The sequence below is a fragment of the Bradyrhizobium sp. B117 genome, from assembly GCF_038969555.1.
Classification (GTDB): Bacteria; Pseudomonadota; Alphaproteobacteria; order Rhizobiales; family Xanthobacteraceae; genus Bradyrhizobium.
Window position 1 is genome coordinate 7,277,064 of record NZ_CP152414.1, and the last position, 16,655, is coordinate 7,293,718.

Here is a 16,655-nt window from a genome sequence, read left to right on the forward strand (position 1 = left end):
TTCGTCTTGGGTTACCAAGATGCCGAAAATCACACCTGGCCGTTGTTGCGACCGGAAGCCTCGAAGACGTTGAAATGGAGGCCTGCGCCGTTCAGCTCGCCCTGAACGGCTTGCGGGCGCTCTCGAGTGGCAGAGTGCAGAAAGGCAAGTTCGAAGGATTGTCGGTCCTTGCCGGCCATTGACCACTCCAACAGTGCTGAAGCAGGCGTCGCAAGGCTCGGTCAGGCGGAGCACTCGCTACCGCTGCATATTGACACGATCTATTCTTGTACGGGAAACACGCCTCGACAAGTGATCTACTTCACACGCTCGTCGAGCGTGTCATTTTGTCGCGACTCTTCGATGTGCGCTGCTGTGACCGGGCCTCGCTCGATCGGCGGCACGATAGCAGCGTGGCCGGTGTTTTGCCCGACGTGTCAAACGTCGTCACGGCAGGACATGCCGTCGCGGCGCGGGCCGAAAATCCCTTATCGATCAAGGCCCCTTCTACTGTGCATGGGGTTGTTTTCGACACTTTTGTTGTGAGCCTCGGAGAAAAGAAAGAACGCACAGTGCCGGCTCACTCCGCCTGCAGGATCTCCGCGATCGCAGCGCCTGCCGCGATGGTGCCGAGCTTGCCACCGACGTCGCGCGTCGCCCTGCCCTCGCGAAGCGCCTTCGCCACCGCGCCCTCGATCGCACGCGCCGCTTCCTCATAGCGCACCGCGCCGCTTCTCTCGCTGTGCCAGGCCAGCAGCAGTGCCGTCGACAGGATCAGCGAGACCGGATTGGCGACGTCCTGTCCGGCGATGTCGGGCGCCGAACCATGCGCGGCCTGTGCCATGGCATAGCGGTCGCCGACATTGAGCGAGCCGCCGAGGCCGAGGCTGCCGGAGAGCTCCGCGGTGAGATCAGACAGGATGTCGCCGAACATGTTGGTGGAGACGATCACGTCGAAGCGATCGGGATTGCGCACCACATGCGCCATCATCGCGTCGACCAGGATGTCGTCGACTTCGAGACCCGGATAGCTCTTCGCCGCCGCGCGGCAGATGTCGAGGAACATGCCGTCGCCGATCTTGAGCACATTGGCCTTGTGCACGATGGTGAGATGCTTGCGCCGCTTCATCGCGAGACGGCAGGCGGCGTGCGCGATGCGCTCGCAGCACAGGCGCGTGATCCGGCGCAGCGAGATCGCGACGTCAGGCGTGACCAGCATCTCGCCGTTGCCCTGCTCCATGTTGCGGTCGGCATAAAACCCTTCGGTGTTCTCGCGCACCACGACGAGGTCGAAATCACCGATGCGGCCGGGCCGCCCGGCATAAGTGCGCGCCGGCCTGACATTGGCGTAGAGGTCGAGGCTCTTGCGGAAGTGGCGTGAAGGGTTGATCTCGCCATGCGCCTCGTCCTTGAAGTCGAAGGTCGCGGTCGGGCCCAGGATCAGGCCGTCCGCGGCGTGGACGACGTCGAGAAGCTCGGGGCGCACCGTCGTGCCGAACTGCTTCAGGCTCGCATGCCCGACCGCGTGCTCCTCGAGCCGCAGATTGAGCTGGAAGCGCTCGGAGGCCGCGCGCAGCACGCCCGATGTCGCGGTCGTGATCTCGGGCCCGATGCCGTCACCGGGCAGAACGACGATTTGCATGGCGTTTCCCTATCATTGCGGCAGCCGGCGCGATCATACGCCGGCGCGAGGCGACATCGCCTCACCTTCGCGCATACACAGCATGCAAGCATATGCCTGTGGAAGCCGCCTTCGGCGTAGTACATGCCAAAAGTCCCTTTCAGCCACGCCGCCGGAGCAACGCGCTCACGCAATGACAATCACGTTACCTGCCGCAGCGCGCGAGCCCGACCATCCCATTGCCGACGGCCTTCCGGTCACGCAGCGGCGCTGGGCGATTGCCGCGATCTTCACCGCGCTGGCGATGGCCTCGCTCGACACCGCGATTGCCAACATCGCACTGCCCGCCATTGCCGCCGACCTGCACGTCACGCCGGAGCAGTCGGTCTGGGTCGTCAACGTCTACCAGATCGCGCTGGTCGCGACGCTGCTGCCGCTCGGGGCGCTCGGCGAGATCGTCGGGCACCAGCGCATCTATCTCGGCGGCCTGATCCTGTTCACCATCGCTTCGCTGTTCTGCGCGGTGGCGTGGTCGCTCGACAGCCTGCTGGTCGCACGCGCGCTGCAGGGCCTCGGCGCGAGCGGCATCATGAGCGTCAACACGGCGCTGGTGCGCTTCGTCTATCCCGGACGGATGCAGGGCCGCGGCTTCGGTCACAACGCGCTGGTGGTCGCGACCGCCTTCACCTTCGGACCGTCGATCGCCTCCGCCATCCTCGCGGTCGGGCCATGGCCGTGGCTGTTCGCCGTCAACATCCCGTTCGGCCTGGTTGCGACCGGCATCGGCTTTGCGATGCTGCCGAAGACGCCGCGGGCCGATCACGGCTTCGACTTCCTCGGCGCGCTGCTCGCCGCCGCCTGCCTCGGCCTGTTCATCACCGGCATCGGCAGCGCCGCGCATAATCTGTCGCCGGTCGTCGTCGGCATCGAGCTGATTGCGGCCATCGCGCTCGGCTTCATCCTGACGCGCCGGCATGCCGATCATCCAGCGCCGATGCTGCCGATCGACTTGTTCGGCCGGCCGATGTTCGCGCTGTCGGCGGCGACGGCCGTGTGCTCCTTTGCCGTACAGGGCCTCGCCTTCGTTTCGCTGCCGTTCTATTTCGAGGACGTGCTGGGACGTTCGCAGGTCGAGACCGGCTTCTTCATGACGCCGTGGCCGCTGGTGGTCGGCATCATGGCGCCGATCGCGGGCCGCCTGTCCGACCGCCATCCGGTGGGCCTATTGGGCGGCATCGGCCTCGTGCTGCTCGGCATCGGCATGGCGCTGCTCGCGCTGCTTCCGGCAAGCCCGAGCATCCCCGATATCGTCTGGCGCATCATGATCTGCGGCATGGGCTTCGGCTTCTTCCAGGCACCGAACATGAAGGCGCTGATGGGAAGCGCGCCGCCACATCGCAGCGGTAGCGCCTCGGGCATCGTCGCCACCGCCCGCCTGACCGGACAGACGACCGGTGCCGCGCTCGCCGCGGCCTGCTTCGCCATCGCCGGACACAACGGCGCAACCGTCGCGCTGGCGCTCGGCGCCGGCTTTGCCGCGCTCGGCGCCGTGATGAGCTTCCTGCGGCTCGCGGTGAAGTAGGCTCTCAGGCCAGGTGCCGGGCGGCCGTCGTGTCGATCGCCGCTGCCGCCGGCACGACCGGCCCATCGTCGATCGCAGCGAGGCGCCCATCGATGGCCTCGATCACCTTGTGCGAGAACGGGCCGAGATGCGCATAGGCCGCAATCAACTGCACCGCGATGCGCGCCGATGAGGTGTCGCGCTTGGCGCAGTTCATGAAGGTCTGCCACAACGGCCCGCGCGCCTCCGGAATGGCGGTGACCACGCGGTGCACCGTCTCCATCGCGCCGACCCGCGAGCGGATGTCGCCCTCGGCGAGCTCGTGGCGCTGCCTCGAGCGGTCGAGCAGGCTCATCAGCTTGTCGACACGGCCGGCATAGGCGGCCGGGCTGTAGATATGCTCCAGCACCCGCTTATAATCGGTCAGGATGTCGCGCAACGGGCGGACCGGATCGAAGTTGATGCCGGCCGTGCACTGATCGGCACCGATCGTCGGCGCCACATCGTGGCCCGGATGCAGCCGGCCTTCGCGCTCGAGCCGGCGCGTGAGCTGCGTGTTCGGCAAGGCATAGAGCAGGCCGACCATGGCGACGGGAATCGCCGCCTCCTCGATGAAATCGATCATCGCCTCGGCCATCGAGACCTTCTCGTTGTCGAAGCCGACGATGAAGCCGGCGGTGACCAGGATGCCGGCGGCGTAGATCTTGTGGATGCTCTCGGCGATGTTGCGCCGTGTGTTCTGCTTCTTGCGCATCGCGACCAGAGTTGCCGGATCGGGGCTCTCGATGCCGACGAAGATGCCGAAGAAGTTTGCGGCGCCCATCAGCTCCAGCAATTCAGGATCGTCGGCGAGATTGACCGAGGCCTCGGTCGATAGCTCGAAGGGGTAGTTGTGGGCGCGCTGCCATTCGGCGAGCCGGGGCAGGAACTGCCGCAGCGACTTCTTGTTGCCGATGAAATTGTCGTCGACGAAGTCGAGATGGCCGCGGTAGCCCATGTTGTAGAGCGTCTCGAGCTCGACGAACATCTGCTCGGTCGTCTTGGTCCTGGGCACGCGGCCGTAGAGCTCGATGATGTCGCAGAACTCGCAGGTGAACGGGCAGCCGCGTGAATACTGCACACCGAGATAGAGGTAGTCCTCGAACTTCAGGAGGTCGAAGCGCGGCACCGGCGTCTTGGTGACGTCGGCCTGGAATTTCGGCGCGGTGAAGACGCCGGAGCGCTGCCCGCTCTCCCAGGCCGCGAGGAATTCGTCGATGACGCCCTCGGCCTCGCCGAGCACCCGGAAGTCGGCCTTCTCATAGATGTGCGGGCTGGAGGTCGGATCGGGACCGCCGACGACCACCGGCTTGCCGGCCGCGCGGCAGAGTTCGATCAGGCGCAGCGTGTCGGCCTGCTGCGGCAGCATGCCGCCGGTGAAGACCACATCGGCCCAGGCGAGATCCTCGTCACCGAAGGCTTGCGTGTTGCAATCGACCAGCCGGACGCTCCAGTCCTTGGGCAACATCGCGGCGACCGTGATCAAGCCCAGAGGCGCGGCGGGACGCCGCACGCCCATTAGCTTGCAGGATTCGCCAAAACTCCAGAACGACTCCGCCGTGAACAGCGGATAGAGCATCAGTACGTTGCAGGGGCTTGGCACGTCGACGGAACTCCTTTTGACTCGGGCGCAGTGTAGCAAAGAGCCATCGTCTTGCACCCCGGCAAATGGACCAAACTATGGTCGGTGCCATGCGAGGGAACCTGCAAACGTCGCTCCAAGCCGGAGAATTGGCGCACCCGGAAAGGTAGCTTACCCGCCCACCGGGGGCGAGGCAAAACACCGCGGGTGCCCCAATCTTCCCGCAGGCGCGAGAATCTTCGATAGTTGCCCCTCGGACTATTGATTTGAACAGTTCCAATTTGCCGGACACATTGCGCCCCTGAGTCCAATCGGTGGATTGGGCCAATCAGGGGACTGCGATGGCAAACCTAACAATCAACGGAAAATCCTTCACGCTCGACGTGGAGCCGGATACCCCGCTGCTCTGGGCGATCCGCGAAAATGCCGGCCTGACCGGCACCAAATATGGTTGCGGCATTGCACAATGCGGTGCCTGCACGGTTCACATGGACGGCGTCGCGACCCGCTCCTGCGGGATTTCGGTCGCCGAGGCCGAGGGCAAGAAGATCACCACGATCGAGGGGCTCGCCTCCGGAGCCACGCTGCACAAGGTGCAGGAGGCCTGGATCGCCCAGGACGTGCCGCAATGCGGCTATTGCCAGAGCGGCATGATCATGGCGGTGGCGGCGCTCCTGAACGAGAAGCCGAAGCCGACCGACGCCGACATCGACGAGGCCATCACCAATATCTGCCGCTGCGGCACCTTCCAGCAGGTGCGCGAGGCGATCCACACGATCGCAAGCGCCTAAAGGAGCCGCCCATGAACAAGCACGTCTCTCCCAAGATGAACCGCCGCGCCTTCGTCATCGGCACCGCCGCTATCGGCGCCGGCCTTGCGATCGGCCTCGATCTCCCGTTCGGTGGCCCCACTGTGGTCCGCGCGGCCGATGGCTCGCCGGAGGTCAACGCCTGGGTCGTGGTCCGGCCCGACGACACCGTGGTGATCCGCATCGCCCGCTCCGAGATGGGCCAGGGCTCGCTGACGGGCCTTGCCCAGCTCGTCGCCGAGGAGCTGGAATGCGACTGGACCAAGGTCACCACCGAATATCCGACGCCGGGCCAGAGCGTCGCCCGCAAGCGCGTCTGGGGCGATTTCTCGACCGGCGGCAGCCGCGGCATCCGCTCGTCGCAGGACTATGTCCGCAAGGGCGGCGCCACCGCGCGCGTGATGCTGATCGAGGCCGCCGCCAATGAGTGGAAAGTGCCGGCCTCCGAATGCACCGTCGCCAACGGCGTCATCACCCATACGCCATCGGGCAGGACCACGACCTACGGCAAGGTCGCCGAAGCTGCGGCGAAGCTGACGCCGCCGGCCGACGTCAAGCTGAAGGATCCGAAGGACTGGCGGCTGGTCGGCAAGGGCGTCAAGCGGCTCGACACCGCCGACAAGACCACCGGCACCATGATCTACGGCATCGACGTCAAGCTGCCGGGCATGCTCAACGCCGCGATCAAGGACTGCCCGGTGTTCGGCGGCAAGCTGAAGAGCTACGACGAGTCCAAGATCGCCGGCATGAAAGGCGTCAAGAAGGTCGTCAGGGTCGGCGATACCGCGGTCGCGGTCGTGGCCGACACCTGGTGGCACGCCAAGACCGCGCTGGAAGCGCTGCCGATCGTCTGGGACGAAGGCGAGAACGCAAAAGTCTCCAGCGAGTCCATTGCAAAGTGGCTGGCCGAAGGCCTGAACAACGACCAGCCGGCCTATGTCGGCAACAAGAACGGCGACGCCAAGTCCGCGATCGCCGGCGCCGCCAAGAAGGTCGAGGCCGTCTACAGCTATCCCTACCAGAACCACGCCACCATGGAGCCGATGAACGCCACCGCGCTCTACACGGCGGACAAGTGCGAGGTCTGGTGCGGCACGCAGAACGGTGAAGCTGCCTTCGCGGCGGTGCTGGAGGCCTCCGGCCTGCCGGCGGAGAAGTGCGACGTGCACAAGGTGATGCCCGGCGGCGGCTTCGGCCGGCGCGGCCAGACCGACTATGTCCGTCAGGCGGTCATGGTCGCCAAGCAGATGCCGGGCACGCCGATCAAGCTGCTGTGGTCGCGCGAGGAGGACATGGCGCACGGCCGGTATCACCCGATCACCCAGTGCAAGATGACCGGCGCGTTCGACGCCAACAACAATCTGGTCGCGCTGCACTACCGCCTGTCCGGCCAGTCGATCCTGTTCTCGCTGCGCCCCGAAGCACTGCAGAACGGCATGGACCCGGCCGCCTTCCAGGGCGTCGCCCAGTCCGGCGAGGCCGCGTTCGGCTATTCGGTGCCGAACCTCTTGATCGAGCATGCGATGCGCAACCCGCACGTTCCGCCCGGCTTCTGGCGCGGCGTCAACGTCAATCACAACGCGATCTACATGGAATGCTTCATGGACGAGCTGGCCCAGGCCGCAGGCCAGGACCCGCTCGAATTCCGCCGCAAGCTGATGGGCAGTCACCCCAAGCATCTGGCCGTGCTCAATGCCGTGGCCGAGAAGATCGGCTGGACCACGCCGGCGCCGCAGGGCGTCTATCGCGGCATTGCGCAGGTGATGGGCTATGGCAGCTATGTCGCCGGCGCCGCCGAGATCTCGGTGACCGACGGCAGCAAGATCAAGGTGCATCGCATCGTCGCCTCCACCGATCCCGGCTACATCGTCAATCCGGCGCAGGTGGAGCGGCAGATCGCTGGCTCCTTCGTCTATGGCCTCTCCGCCCTGTTCTACGGCGGCTGCACCGTCAAGGACGGCAAGATCGAGCAAACCAACTTCGACACCTACAATTCGATGCGCATCAACGAGATGCCGAAGGTGGAATCGGTGATGGTGCCGAGCGGCGGATTCTGGGGCGGCGTCGGCGAGCCGACCATCGGCGTTGCGGCGCCGGCAGTGCTCAACGCCTATTTCGCCGCGACGGGCAAGCGGGTCCGCTCGTTCCCGCTGCGCGACCAGAACATCACCTTCGCTTAAAGCAACATGCTGCGGCGGCGCGAGATCGCCGCCGCAGCCTTATTCAGATGCCCCTGATGACCACGCGCCCGGTGACACGGCGCAATGCCGTGTTCGGCATCACCATGGCGGCCGCGACGCTGGCGCGGCCATCGATCTTGCGCGCGCAATCCACGGGACGTGTCGTCGTGGTCGGCGGCGGTTTCGGCGGCGCCGCTTGCGCCCGCGCGCTGAAGCGTGCGCAGGACAATCTGCAGATCATCCTGATCGAATCAAACGCGGTCTTCACCTCCTGCCCCTTCAGCAACGAGGTGATCGCGGGCCTGCGCGAGATCGACGTGCAGCAGTTCGGGTACGGCAAGCTTGCCGCCGAGGGCGTCACCGTGGTCGGCCAGGCCGTGACCGCGATCGAACCGGAGCGGCGCAGCGTCATGACGAGCGATGGCGTCGCGCTGCCCTATGACCGCCTCGTACTCTCGCCAGGGATCGACTTCCATTTCGAAGCACTGCCCGGCTATGACAATGCGGCATCGGAAAAGATGCCGCACGCCTGGAAGGCCGGCGCACAGACGCTGCTGCTGCGCAGGCAGTTGGAGGCGATGGAGGACGGCGGCACGGTTGCCATTGCGGTCCCCGCCAATCCCTCGCGTTGCCCGCCGGCGCCCTACGAGCGTGCCAGCCTGATCGCGCATTACCTGAAGACGAAGAAGCCGCGCTCCAAAGTGCTGGTCCTCGATGCCAAGGACAATTTTTCGCAGCAGCGCCTGTTCGAGAAGGCGTGGAAGGAGCTTTACGGCGACATGATCGAGCGCATCGCGCTGTCGCAAGGCGGCCGGGTGACCTCGGTCGATCCCGTGACCAAAACCATCGTCACCGAATTCGGCAACTACACGCCTGATGTCGCCAACGTCATCCCGCCGCAGCGCGCCGGCCGCATTGCCGAGATCGCGGGCGCTACGGATGCGACCGGGTGGTGTCCGATCGATCCCCTGACGTTCGAATCGAAGCTCGTCAAGAACATCCATGTCATCGGAGACGCCAGCCTCGGCGGCGGCATCCCCAAATCGGCATCGGCCGCGAGCGCGCAGGGCAAGGCCTGCGCCGCGGCGATCGTCGCCCTGCTCGCCGGCCGCACGCCTGAGACACCCCGGCTGACCGGCGTCTGCTACAACACCGTCGCGCCCGGTTACGGCTTCTCGCTCGCCGGCAACTACCAGCCGAGAGGCGACATCTTTGCCGAAGTTGAGGGCGGCGCGACCAGCCCGGTCGACGCCCCGCGCGAACTGCGTGCCCGCGAGGCCGGGGAAGCGGAGCGCTGGTTTCAAACCATCACGGCGGACACGTTTGGCTAGAGCATTCCACCATATCGCGACGATGATCGCCGCCGGCCTTGCCTTCGCCTGTCCTGCGAAAGCGGCCGAGCTCGCGCCCTACAAGATCACCGGCGACGGCATCGCGGAATCCCTCACCGGCTCGCTCGGCGACGCCGCACGCGGCCGAGCGCTGGTGCTGGCGCGCACGACCACCTGCATCCTCTGCCATTCCGGCCCGTTCCTGGAAACGCGGTTCCAGGGCGACCTCGCGCCTGACCTCACAGGTGCCGGGAACCGCTGGACAGCGAGCCAGTTGCGGCTTCGACTGGTCGATGCGGCGCGCTTCAACCCGGAGACCATAATGCCGTCCTATTACCGCAACGATGGCCTCGTGCGCGTCGGGCGCAATTTTGCCGGCAAGCCGATCTTGTCGGCTGCAGAGATCGAGGACATCGTGGCCTTTCTTGCAACGCTTCGGGACTAGGTTCATGCCGACCACGCGACGAAAATTCTTGGGCCTTGCCGGAGGCGTGACAGTCGCCGGGACGATCCCGATCGTCACGTTACGGCCGCTCGAGGCAACGCCGGCGATGCTCAGCACCGCGATCCGCAATGTCGTCGGCGAAGCGCCGGTGCGCTTCGGCAAGGTGAAGCTCGACATCCCGCCGCTGGTCGAGAACGGCAACACCGTGCCGATGACGGTGAGCGTCGCAAGCCCGATGACGGCGACCGACTACGTCAAGAGCATCCATGTCTTCAACGAAAAGAACCCGCAGCCGAACATCGGCAATTTCTATCTCAACTCCTCCTCCGGCCGTGCCCAGGTCTCGACCCGCATCCGCCTCGCCGACACCCAGAAGGTGGTCGCGATCGCCCGCCTGTCCGACGACAGCTTCTGGCAGGCTGCCGCGGACGTCGTCGTGACGCTGGCGGCCTGCACCGAGGAGCTGAACTGATGGCCGCGCTCATCAACGTTCCCGCGAAGGCCAGACGCGGCGACATCATCGAGATCCGCACGCTGACCTCGCACATCATGGAAACCGGCTTCCGCCATACCGCCGACGGCGCGCTGGTGCCGCGCGACATCATCACCAGCTTCACCTGCCGCTACAACGGCACCGAGGTCTTTCGCGCCGACCTGTTTCCGGCGATCGCCGCCAATCCGTATCTGTCCTTCTTCACCGTCGTGAAGGAGAGCGGCAAGTTCGAGTTCGAATGGATCGGCGACAACGGCTATGCGTCCACCGCGTCGGCATCGATTACCGTCGAATGAGACTCTGGCGCGCGATAGCGGCAGCGATACTGCTCGCTGCGGCCCCTGCTCTGCTCGCCGGTGAAATCCCGCCCGATGCGCGCCGGTCCGGCTACGCCTTCATGGGGCCTGATACCCGTGCGATGCAGGACGACGACACGTCCAATCCGGGCATGCTGTTCGTGCTCGACGGCGAGGGGCTCTGGAGCAAGAAGTCGGGCAGCGCCGACAAGGCCTGTGCGGATTGCCATGGCGATGCACGCAGCAGCATGAAGGGCGTCGCGGCGCGCTACCCCGCCTTCGACAAGGCGCTCGGCCGTCCCATCACGCTGGACCAGCGCATCAATCTCTGCCGCGCCAATCATCAGCAGGCGACCGCGCTGCCTTACGAGAGCCGCGACCTGCTGGCACTGTCCGCCTTCGTCGCCCACCAGTCCCGCGGCGTGGCGATCACGGCCGGCGATGATCCGCAACTCGAGCCCTTCGTCGAGCAGGGCCGCGATCTCTTCATGCAGCGCGAGGGCCAGCTCAACCTCGCCTGCACCAATTGCCACGACGACAATTTCGACAAGCGTCTTGCGGGCGCGCCGATCACGCAAGCGCAGCCGACCGGCTATCCGCTCTACCGCCTAGAGTGGCAGACGCTGGGGTCGATCGAGCGCCGGTTGCGCAGTTGCATGACCGGCGTACGCGCCCAGGCTTATGACTACGGCTCGCCCGAGCTGGTCGCGCTTGAGCTCTATCTGATGTCGCGGGCGCGCGGCCTGCCGATGGAGACGCCTGCCGTGCGTCCCTGAGGCGCCAGATTAGGACTAGGCAGGCGTGGCACGGCCGTTAGTATCTCTCCCAAAGAAAATGAATCAAAGGGAGGGATTCGACGTGGCCAACCAGAATATCTCGCGCCGCACGCTGTTGACGGGCACCGCCGCGGCTGGCGCGCTCAGCCTGACCGGGCTCCCGGCGCGCGCCGAGGTCAACTGGAAGAAGTATGCCGGGACCAAGCTGGAGGTGATCCTCGCCAAGGGTCCGCGCGGCGACAACCTGCAAAAAAACATCAAGGAGTTCACCGAGCTCACCGGCATCCAGGTGGAATCCGAACAGATCCCCGAGCAGCAGCAGCGGCAGAAGGTCGTGATCGAGCTGACCTCGGGCCGGCCGAGCTTCGACGTCGTCCATCTCAGCTATCACGTCCAGAAGCGGCAGTTCGAGAAAGCCGGCTGGCTCACCGACATGACGCCCTTCATGAAGGATCCGACGCTGACGGCCCCGGATCTCGTCGAGAGCGATTTCTCGGCCGCCGGCCTGCAATACGCCAAGAACGACAAGGGCCAGATGCTGTCTCTGCCCTGGTCGGTCGATTACTTCATCCTCTACTACAACAAGGAGCTGTTCCAGAAGAAGGGCGTCGCCGTCCCCAAGACCCTCGACGAGATGGTCGCGGCGGCCGAAAAACTGACCGACACCAAGGAAGGCACCTACGGCTTCGTCGGACGGGGCCTGCGCAACGCCAACATGACATTGTGGACCAACTTCTTCCTCAACTATGGCGGCGAATTCCTCGACGCCAAGGGCAACATCCTGACCGACGGCCCGGAAGCGATCGCGGCGACGAAGCTCTATCAGACGCTGCTGACCAAGGTCGCCCCACCCGGTGTCGCCGGCTTCAACTGGATGGAGTCGATGGCCTCGTTCACGCAAGGACGTTCGGCGATGTGGATCGATGGCGTCGGCTGGGCGCCGCCGCTGGAGGACCCCGCCGCCTCGCGCGTCGTCGGCAAGGTCGGCTACACCGTCGTGCCGGCCGGACCGAAGGGGCAATATTCGGCCACCTATGGCGACGGCATCGGCATTGCCGCGGCGAGCAAGAACAAGGAAGCTGCCTATCTGCTCTGCCAATGGGTGGTCTCGAAGAAGCAGGGCGCACGGCTGTTGCAGGCCGGCGGCGGCGTGCCGTTCCGTAACTCGATCCTGAACGACACCGAGGTCCAGAGCGGCGTGAAGATGCCCAAGGAATGGCTGCAATCGGTGATCGATTCCGCCAAGATCAGCAAGCTCGGCCTCCCCGTCGTGATTCCGGTCGCCGAGTTCCGCGATCTCGTCGGCGCGGCGCTCACCTCGACACTCTCCGGAGCCGATCCCGCAGCCGAGTTGAAGAAGGCTCACGATCAGTTCCGGCCGATCCTGGAGCGCAGCGAAAAGGCGTGAGCGCGTTGACACAATCGACTCCGGCCGCGGCACGGTCCGATGCCGCGCCGGAGAAGGAGCTGCGGCCGCCGTCCTACTGGCCGTTCGTGGTGCCGGCACTGGTCGTCGTGCTCGCCATCATCATCTTCCCGTGGGTCTTCACCATCTGGATGAGCCTGAACGAGTGGAAGGTCGGCTCGCCCACCACCTTCGTCGGGTTCTCCAACTATCTGCGGCTCACGAACGATCCGCGTTTTCTCGAGGCGGTCGGTCACACGCTGGTCTACACCGTGCTGTCGGTGGCGCTGCCGCTGATCCTCGGCACGCTCTCGGCCGTGGTGTTTCACCAGAACTTCGCCGGCCGCGGATTTTTGCGCGGCGTCTTCATCATGCCGATGATGGCGACGCCGGTGGCGATCGCGCTGGTGTGGACCATGATGTTCCACCCGCAGCTCGGCGTGCTGAACTACCTGTTGTCGCTGGTCGGCATCCCCGCGCAGCTCTGGGTCTTCCACCCCGCAACCGTGATTCCCTCGCTGGTCCTGGTCGAGACCTGGCAATGGACGCCGCTGGTGATGCTGATCGTGCTCGGCGGCCTCGCCGCAATCCCGACCGAGCCTTACGAGAGCGCGCAGATCGACGGCGCCAGCTTCTGGCAGGTGTTCCGCTTCATCACGCTGCCATTGATCATGCCGTTCCTGTTCATCGCCGGCATGATCCGCATGATCGACGCGGTGAAGAGTTTCGACATCATCTTCGCGATCACGCAGGGCGGACCGGGCTCGGCGTCGGAGACGATCAACATCTATCTCTACAGCGTCGCCTTCACCTATTACGACCTCGGCTACGGCTCGGCAATCGCGGTCGTGTTCTTCCTGCTGATTGTCCTGCTCGCGGCGGTGATGCTCTACGCCCGCCAGCGCATGCTGTGGACCGAAATCGCGAGCGGCGCATGACACCTCGTCAGATCATCGGCAAAATCGGCCTGTGGCTCTCCGTGTTCGTCATCGTCTCGCCGGCGATCCTGTTCTTCCTCTGGATGATCTCGCTGTCGCTCAAGTTCGAGGTCGACAATGCCGCCTACCCGCCGGTGTTCTTTCCGGATCGCATCGCCTGGAAGAACTATGCCGACGTGCTCGCTTCCAACCGCTTCCTGACCTACTTCATGAACAGCCTGATCGTTACCGGCAGCTCGACCGTGCTGGCGCTGCTCGTCGGTGTCCCCGCCGGCTACGGCATTGCGCGCATGGCCGCGCATAAATCCGCGGTCGTGATCCTGATCGCCCGCATCACGCCGGGCCTGTCCTATCTGATCCCGCTGTTCCTGCTGTTCCAGTGGCTCGGTCTGCTCGGCACGCTGGTACCGCAGATCATCATCCATCTCGTCGTGACCGTGCCGATCGTGATCTGGATCATGATCGGCTATTTCGAGACGACTCCGATGGAGTTGGAAGAAGCGGCCCTCATCGATGGTGCCGGCCGCTGGCAGGTGTTCCGCCACGTCGCGCTGCCGATCGCCAAGCCCGGAATCGCGGTCGCCTTCATTCTCGCGGTGATCTTCTCCTGGAACAATTTTGTGTTCGGCATCGTGCTGGCCGGGCGCGAGACACGCACCCTGCCGGTCGCGGTCTACAACATGATCTCGTTCGACCAGCTGAGCTGGGGCCCACTGGCCGCCGCCGCGCTGATCGTCACCTTCCCGGTGCTGCTGCTGACGGTGCTGGCGCAGCGGCAGATCGTCGCCGGGCTGACGGCGGGGGCCGTCAAGGGCGGGTGATCGCCCGCCCTCACGGCAGTTCGGACTACCGCTTTGAGGCATCTGCCTGCGGCGGGACGGGTTGAGCAGCGGCGGGCGTGGCGACCGAAAGTCCATAGAGCCTCCAACTGCCGCCGACGTTCTGAAACAGCAAATCGAAATCGATCTGCAATGGTCTCGTCGGAATATTGCCGCTCAGCCGCAGCATGCCGTTGGCATTGACGCTGGGCGGCACCGACAATCGCGGCGCGAGAAGCGCCGCTCCAAACAGGTCGAACTTGCGCGACCGCAGGTCGGAGAAGGCGAGCGCGAGGTCGGCCGCACTGTTTCTGGCCTGGAATTCAGGCGCGGCAAGGTCGCGCAACACCGAATAGTTGCCCGAGCGATTGGCATCATTCAACGTCAGGAGCGAGGAGCGGATCAGATAGAGCGCCTGCTCGATGGCGACCTGAGGCCCGCCCTGCTTTGTCGGTGCTGTGGCTGGCTGAACCGCCCAACGATCCGCGAAGCCGGAAGGCGATGGCTGCGTCTCCGCTCGCACGGGCGCGCAAGCCGCGACGAAGAGAAGGCACGCGGCCAATCGCGAGGATACGATCATGCGCTCACCAGCCCATGCGCAGGCCGACGCGCCCGCCGGCGACTTTCTCGTCCGGCCCGTAGCCGATGCCGCCATTGAACTGCATGTTGCCATTGAGGCGAAGTGCCGCGTTGAACGCGAGACCGTTGGCTCGCTCGAAGGTCCCGTAGTTCATCGTCATGGCAAAGCTCTCGTTCGGCAGCAGCGTCGGTACACCGGCCATGGCAAACGCCATGGCGACGCCGCTGGTCGCCTTGTTGGTGCGGCTATTGAGGTCGTCGAGCCGCCCGTTGATGGTGGCGAGCTGGCCATTGATGGCGCCGAGATCGGCCGTCGAGGCTATGCCTAGGGCGCCGAGGGTGGTCGTTGCGAGATTGCCGGCACCGTCGGCCGTCACGAGCTGTGTCGCGCCGCTTTGCGCGGCCTTGCTTGCGGACGAGGTGATGCCGGCCATGGTGTAGGTATTGCTTGCCGTGCCGAACGTCTGCTGGTTGGCGCGCGTCACCGTGGCGCCGTTGCCGAAGGCGGACGAGTTGGCGAAACCGGCGCTGGTGTTGTTACCGACGGCGACCGCGTTGGCGCCGGCAACCGACACGGTGTTGCCGATCGCAATGCCGCCCGATCCGCTGACGGTCGCCGTGTTCGCCATCACCAGCGCATTGGGCGCATTGACGGCGTTGCCGGAGCCGAACACAGAGGAGCCGGCAGCACTCGCCGTGCCGGCCACGGCATTGTTGGAGCCGACCACGTTGACGCTGTCGCCCCAGCCGGTCTGGTTGGTGCCGTTGATCGTGTTGTTGTCGCCCAGCACGAAGCTGCCATTACCGTTCAGAATATTCGGATCACCGATAGCGTAGCTGCCATTGCCGCGGACGGTCTGCCCGGTGCCGAACGCGCCGCTGTTGTTGCCGGTGACGCTGTTGCTGGCGCCAACCGCGGCGCTGTTGGCTCCATTCACCCCGATATTGTAGCCGACCGCCGTGCCGTTCGTGCCCGCGGCATAAACGTTGGCGCTGGCACCTATCGCCAAGGCGTTGTCGGCGAACGCCCGACTGGCGTTGCCAACCGCGGTGCTGGCAATGCCGCCTGCTGCCGCTCCATAGCCTACGGCCGTACTGGCAAAGGCGCCAGCGGCCGCCTGGTAGCCGATCGCCGTGCCGGCAAAGCCTAACGCGGAGCTCTGGTAGCCGAAAGCCGAAGCGTTGGCGCCGCTGGCCGAACTGGAGGCGCCGGTCGCCGTGCTCCAGAAGCCGCCCGCATAGCTGTGATAGCCCAGCGCCGTGCTCATGCCGCCTGCGGCGAGGCTTCCGGCACCAAAGGCCGAGGCCTCCGAACCGGCAGCGCTCGAAGCGCCGTATGCGGCACCCTCGGTCGTCGCGCTCGCATTGGCTCCGCAAGCGACGCTCGAAAACGAGCCTGCGGTTGCACCGGCGGCGCTGTTGCTGGCATCGACGCAGACGAACTGCGCCCGCGCGGATGGGGCATCCAGCCAGGCGACGGCGAGCGCGATTGCCGCAGCCGCGAGATTCCCGAGCAAGGGCCGATTGCACCCGCAACGCGCGGCCGTCCTCGCGGCCAGCGTCTTTCTCTCGACGATCCGGCCCTCAGCCGGCTTTAACGCAAACGCAATCCCCTGCTCGCTCATCGCTCACCTTCACGTCATTGCAAATTGCGCGGGCCGGCAAACACACAGGTCTAGCCCGCGCGCAATAATATGAATATTCATGTCCGAAGACTGCGGTTCGGCGGTGCGGAAACTTGCCTGTTCGTCCCAATTTGCAGACCAACTGCCCGAGGGAGCGGCCTGGCATGACCAAAATTCC

Annotated in this window: 16 protein-coding genes; 11 read left to right on the forward strand and 5 right to left on the reverse strand. The window is 65.3% G+C overall.

What is annotated here, in order from left to right:
• Nucleotides 1–29: 29 nt before the first annotated feature.
• Both AAFG16_RS35185 and AAFG16_RS35190 read right to left on the reverse strand, forming a co-directional pair.
• On the reverse strand, nucleotides 30–179 hold the full coding sequence (locus AAFG16_RS35185) for a hypothetical protein (RefSeq protein ID WP_283081023.1): 150 nt from the start codon (nucleotides 177–179) through the stop codon (nucleotides 30–32).
• A 380-nt stretch (nucleotides 180–559) separates the two neighbouring features.
• On the reverse strand, nucleotides 560–1,621 hold the full coding sequence (locus AAFG16_RS35190) for an isocitrate/isopropylmalate family dehydrogenase (RefSeq protein WP_342732721.1): 1,062 nt from the start codon (nucleotides 1,619–1,621) through the stop codon (nucleotides 560–562).
• Nucleotides 1,622–1,793: 172 nt separating this feature from the next.
• Between AAFG16_RS35190 and AAFG16_RS35195 the strand changes: the two genes are divergently transcribed.
• The gene (locus AAFG16_RS35195) at nucleotides 1,794–3,182 is read left to right on the forward strand and encodes an MFS transporter (RefSeq protein ID WP_283081025.1); all 1,389 of its coding nucleotides are present in this window, start codon (nucleotides 1,794–1,796) and stop codon (nucleotides 3,180–3,182) included.
• 4 nt (nucleotides 3,183–3,186) lie between these two features.
• Here the strand turns inward: AAFG16_RS35195 and AAFG16_RS35200 are convergent, their stop codons facing one another.
• Nucleotides 3,187–4,779 carry a B12-binding domain-containing radical SAM protein gene (locus AAFG16_RS35200; RefSeq protein WP_283087043.1) on the reverse strand — a complete coding sequence of 531 codons (1,593 nt, stop codon included), beginning with the start codon at nucleotides 4,777–4,779 and terminating at the stop codon, nucleotides 3,187–3,189.
• Between the two features lie 344 nt (nucleotides 4,780–5,123).
• Here AAFG16_RS35200 and AAFG16_RS35205 point away from each other — a divergent pair, with 344 nt between their 5' ends.
• Genes AAFG16_RS35205 through AAFG16_RS35250 form a run of 10 tightly spaced genes read left to right on the forward strand, consistent with a single transcriptional unit; the run spans nucleotide 5,124 to nucleotide 14,276 of the window.
• Nucleotides 5,124–5,573, forward strand: a complete 450-nt coding sequence (locus AAFG16_RS35205) for a (2Fe-2S)-binding protein (protein WP_283081026.1) — start codon at nucleotides 5,124–5,126, stop codon at nucleotides 5,571–5,573.
• An 11-nt stretch (nucleotides 5,574–5,584) separates the two neighbouring features.
• Nucleotides 5,585–7,771, forward strand: a complete 2,187-nt coding sequence (locus tag AAFG16_RS35210; protein ID WP_342732724.1) for a molybdopterin cofactor-binding domain-containing protein — start codon at nucleotides 5,585–5,587, stop codon at nucleotides 7,769–7,771.
• Between the two features lie 47 nt (nucleotides 7,772–7,818).
• Entirely contained in the window at nucleotides 7,819–9,102 is a 1,284-nt protein-coding gene (locus AAFG16_RS35215) for an NAD(P)/FAD-dependent oxidoreductase (RefSeq protein ID WP_342732726.1), read from the forward strand.
• A complete protein-coding gene (gene soxX, locus AAFG16_RS35220) occupies nucleotides 9,095–9,547 on the forward strand; it encodes a sulfur oxidation c-type cytochrome SoxX (protein WP_342732728.1) in 453 nt (150 codons plus the stop codon). Before AAFG16_RS35215 ends, soxX begins: the two co-directional genes overlap by 8 nt.
• Nucleotides 9,548–9,551: 4 nt before the next feature.
• Nucleotides 9,552–10,019: a SoxY-related AACIE arm protein gene (locus AAFG16_RS35225; RefSeq protein ID WP_283081030.1), complete on the forward strand. Its 468-nt coding sequence runs from the start codon at nucleotides 9,552–9,554 to the stop codon at nucleotides 10,017–10,019.
• On the forward strand, nucleotides 10,019–10,336 hold the full coding sequence (soxZ, locus tag AAFG16_RS35230) for a thiosulfate oxidation carrier complex protein SoxZ (RefSeq protein WP_283081031.1): 318 nt from the start codon (nucleotides 10,019–10,021) through the stop codon (nucleotides 10,334–10,336). Before AAFG16_RS35225 ends, soxZ begins: the two co-directional genes overlap by 1 nt.
• Nucleotides 10,333–11,112 carry a sulfur oxidation c-type cytochrome SoxA gene (gene soxA, locus AAFG16_RS35235; RefSeq protein WP_283081032.1) on the forward strand — a complete coding sequence of 260 codons (780 nt, stop codon included), beginning with the start codon at nucleotides 10,333–10,335 and terminating at the stop codon, nucleotides 11,110–11,112. Before soxZ ends, soxA begins: the two co-directional genes overlap by 4 nt.
• 58 nt (nucleotides 11,113–11,170) lie before the next feature.
• Nucleotides 11,171–12,520 carry an extracellular solute-binding protein gene (locus AAFG16_RS35240; RefSeq protein ID WP_342732732.1) on the forward strand — a complete coding sequence of 450 codons (1,350 nt, stop codon included), beginning with the start codon at nucleotides 11,171–11,173 and terminating at the stop codon, nucleotides 12,518–12,520.
• A complete protein-coding gene (locus AAFG16_RS35245) occupies nucleotides 12,517–13,455 on the forward strand; it encodes a sugar ABC transporter permease (RefSeq protein ID WP_342732734.1) in 939 nt (312 codons plus the stop codon). Before AAFG16_RS35240 ends, AAFG16_RS35245 begins: the two co-directional genes overlap by 4 nt.
• Nucleotides 13,452–14,276 carry a carbohydrate ABC transporter permease gene (locus tag AAFG16_RS35250; RefSeq protein ID WP_283081035.1) on the forward strand — a complete coding sequence of 275 codons (825 nt, stop codon included), beginning with the start codon at nucleotides 13,452–13,454 and terminating at the stop codon, nucleotides 14,274–14,276. The genes AAFG16_RS35245 and AAFG16_RS35250 overlap by 4 nt, the downstream gene beginning before the upstream one ends.
• 25 nt (nucleotides 14,277–14,301) lie before the next feature.
• Here the strand turns inward: AAFG16_RS35250 and AAFG16_RS35255 are convergent, their stop codons facing one another.
• Complete coding sequence (locus tag AAFG16_RS35255; protein WP_342732736.1) at nucleotides 14,302–14,622, reverse strand: hypothetical protein; 321 nt, start codon at nucleotides 14,620–14,622, stop codon at nucleotides 14,302–14,304.
• A 235-nt stretch (nucleotides 14,623–14,857) separates the two neighbouring features.
• Nucleotides 14,858–16,369 carry a hypothetical protein gene (locus AAFG16_RS35260; RefSeq protein ID WP_342732738.1) on the reverse strand — a complete coding sequence of 504 codons (1,512 nt, stop codon included), beginning with the start codon at nucleotides 16,367–16,369 and terminating at the stop codon, nucleotides 14,858–14,860.
• Between the last annotated feature and the right edge of the window lie 286 nt (nucleotides 16,370–16,655).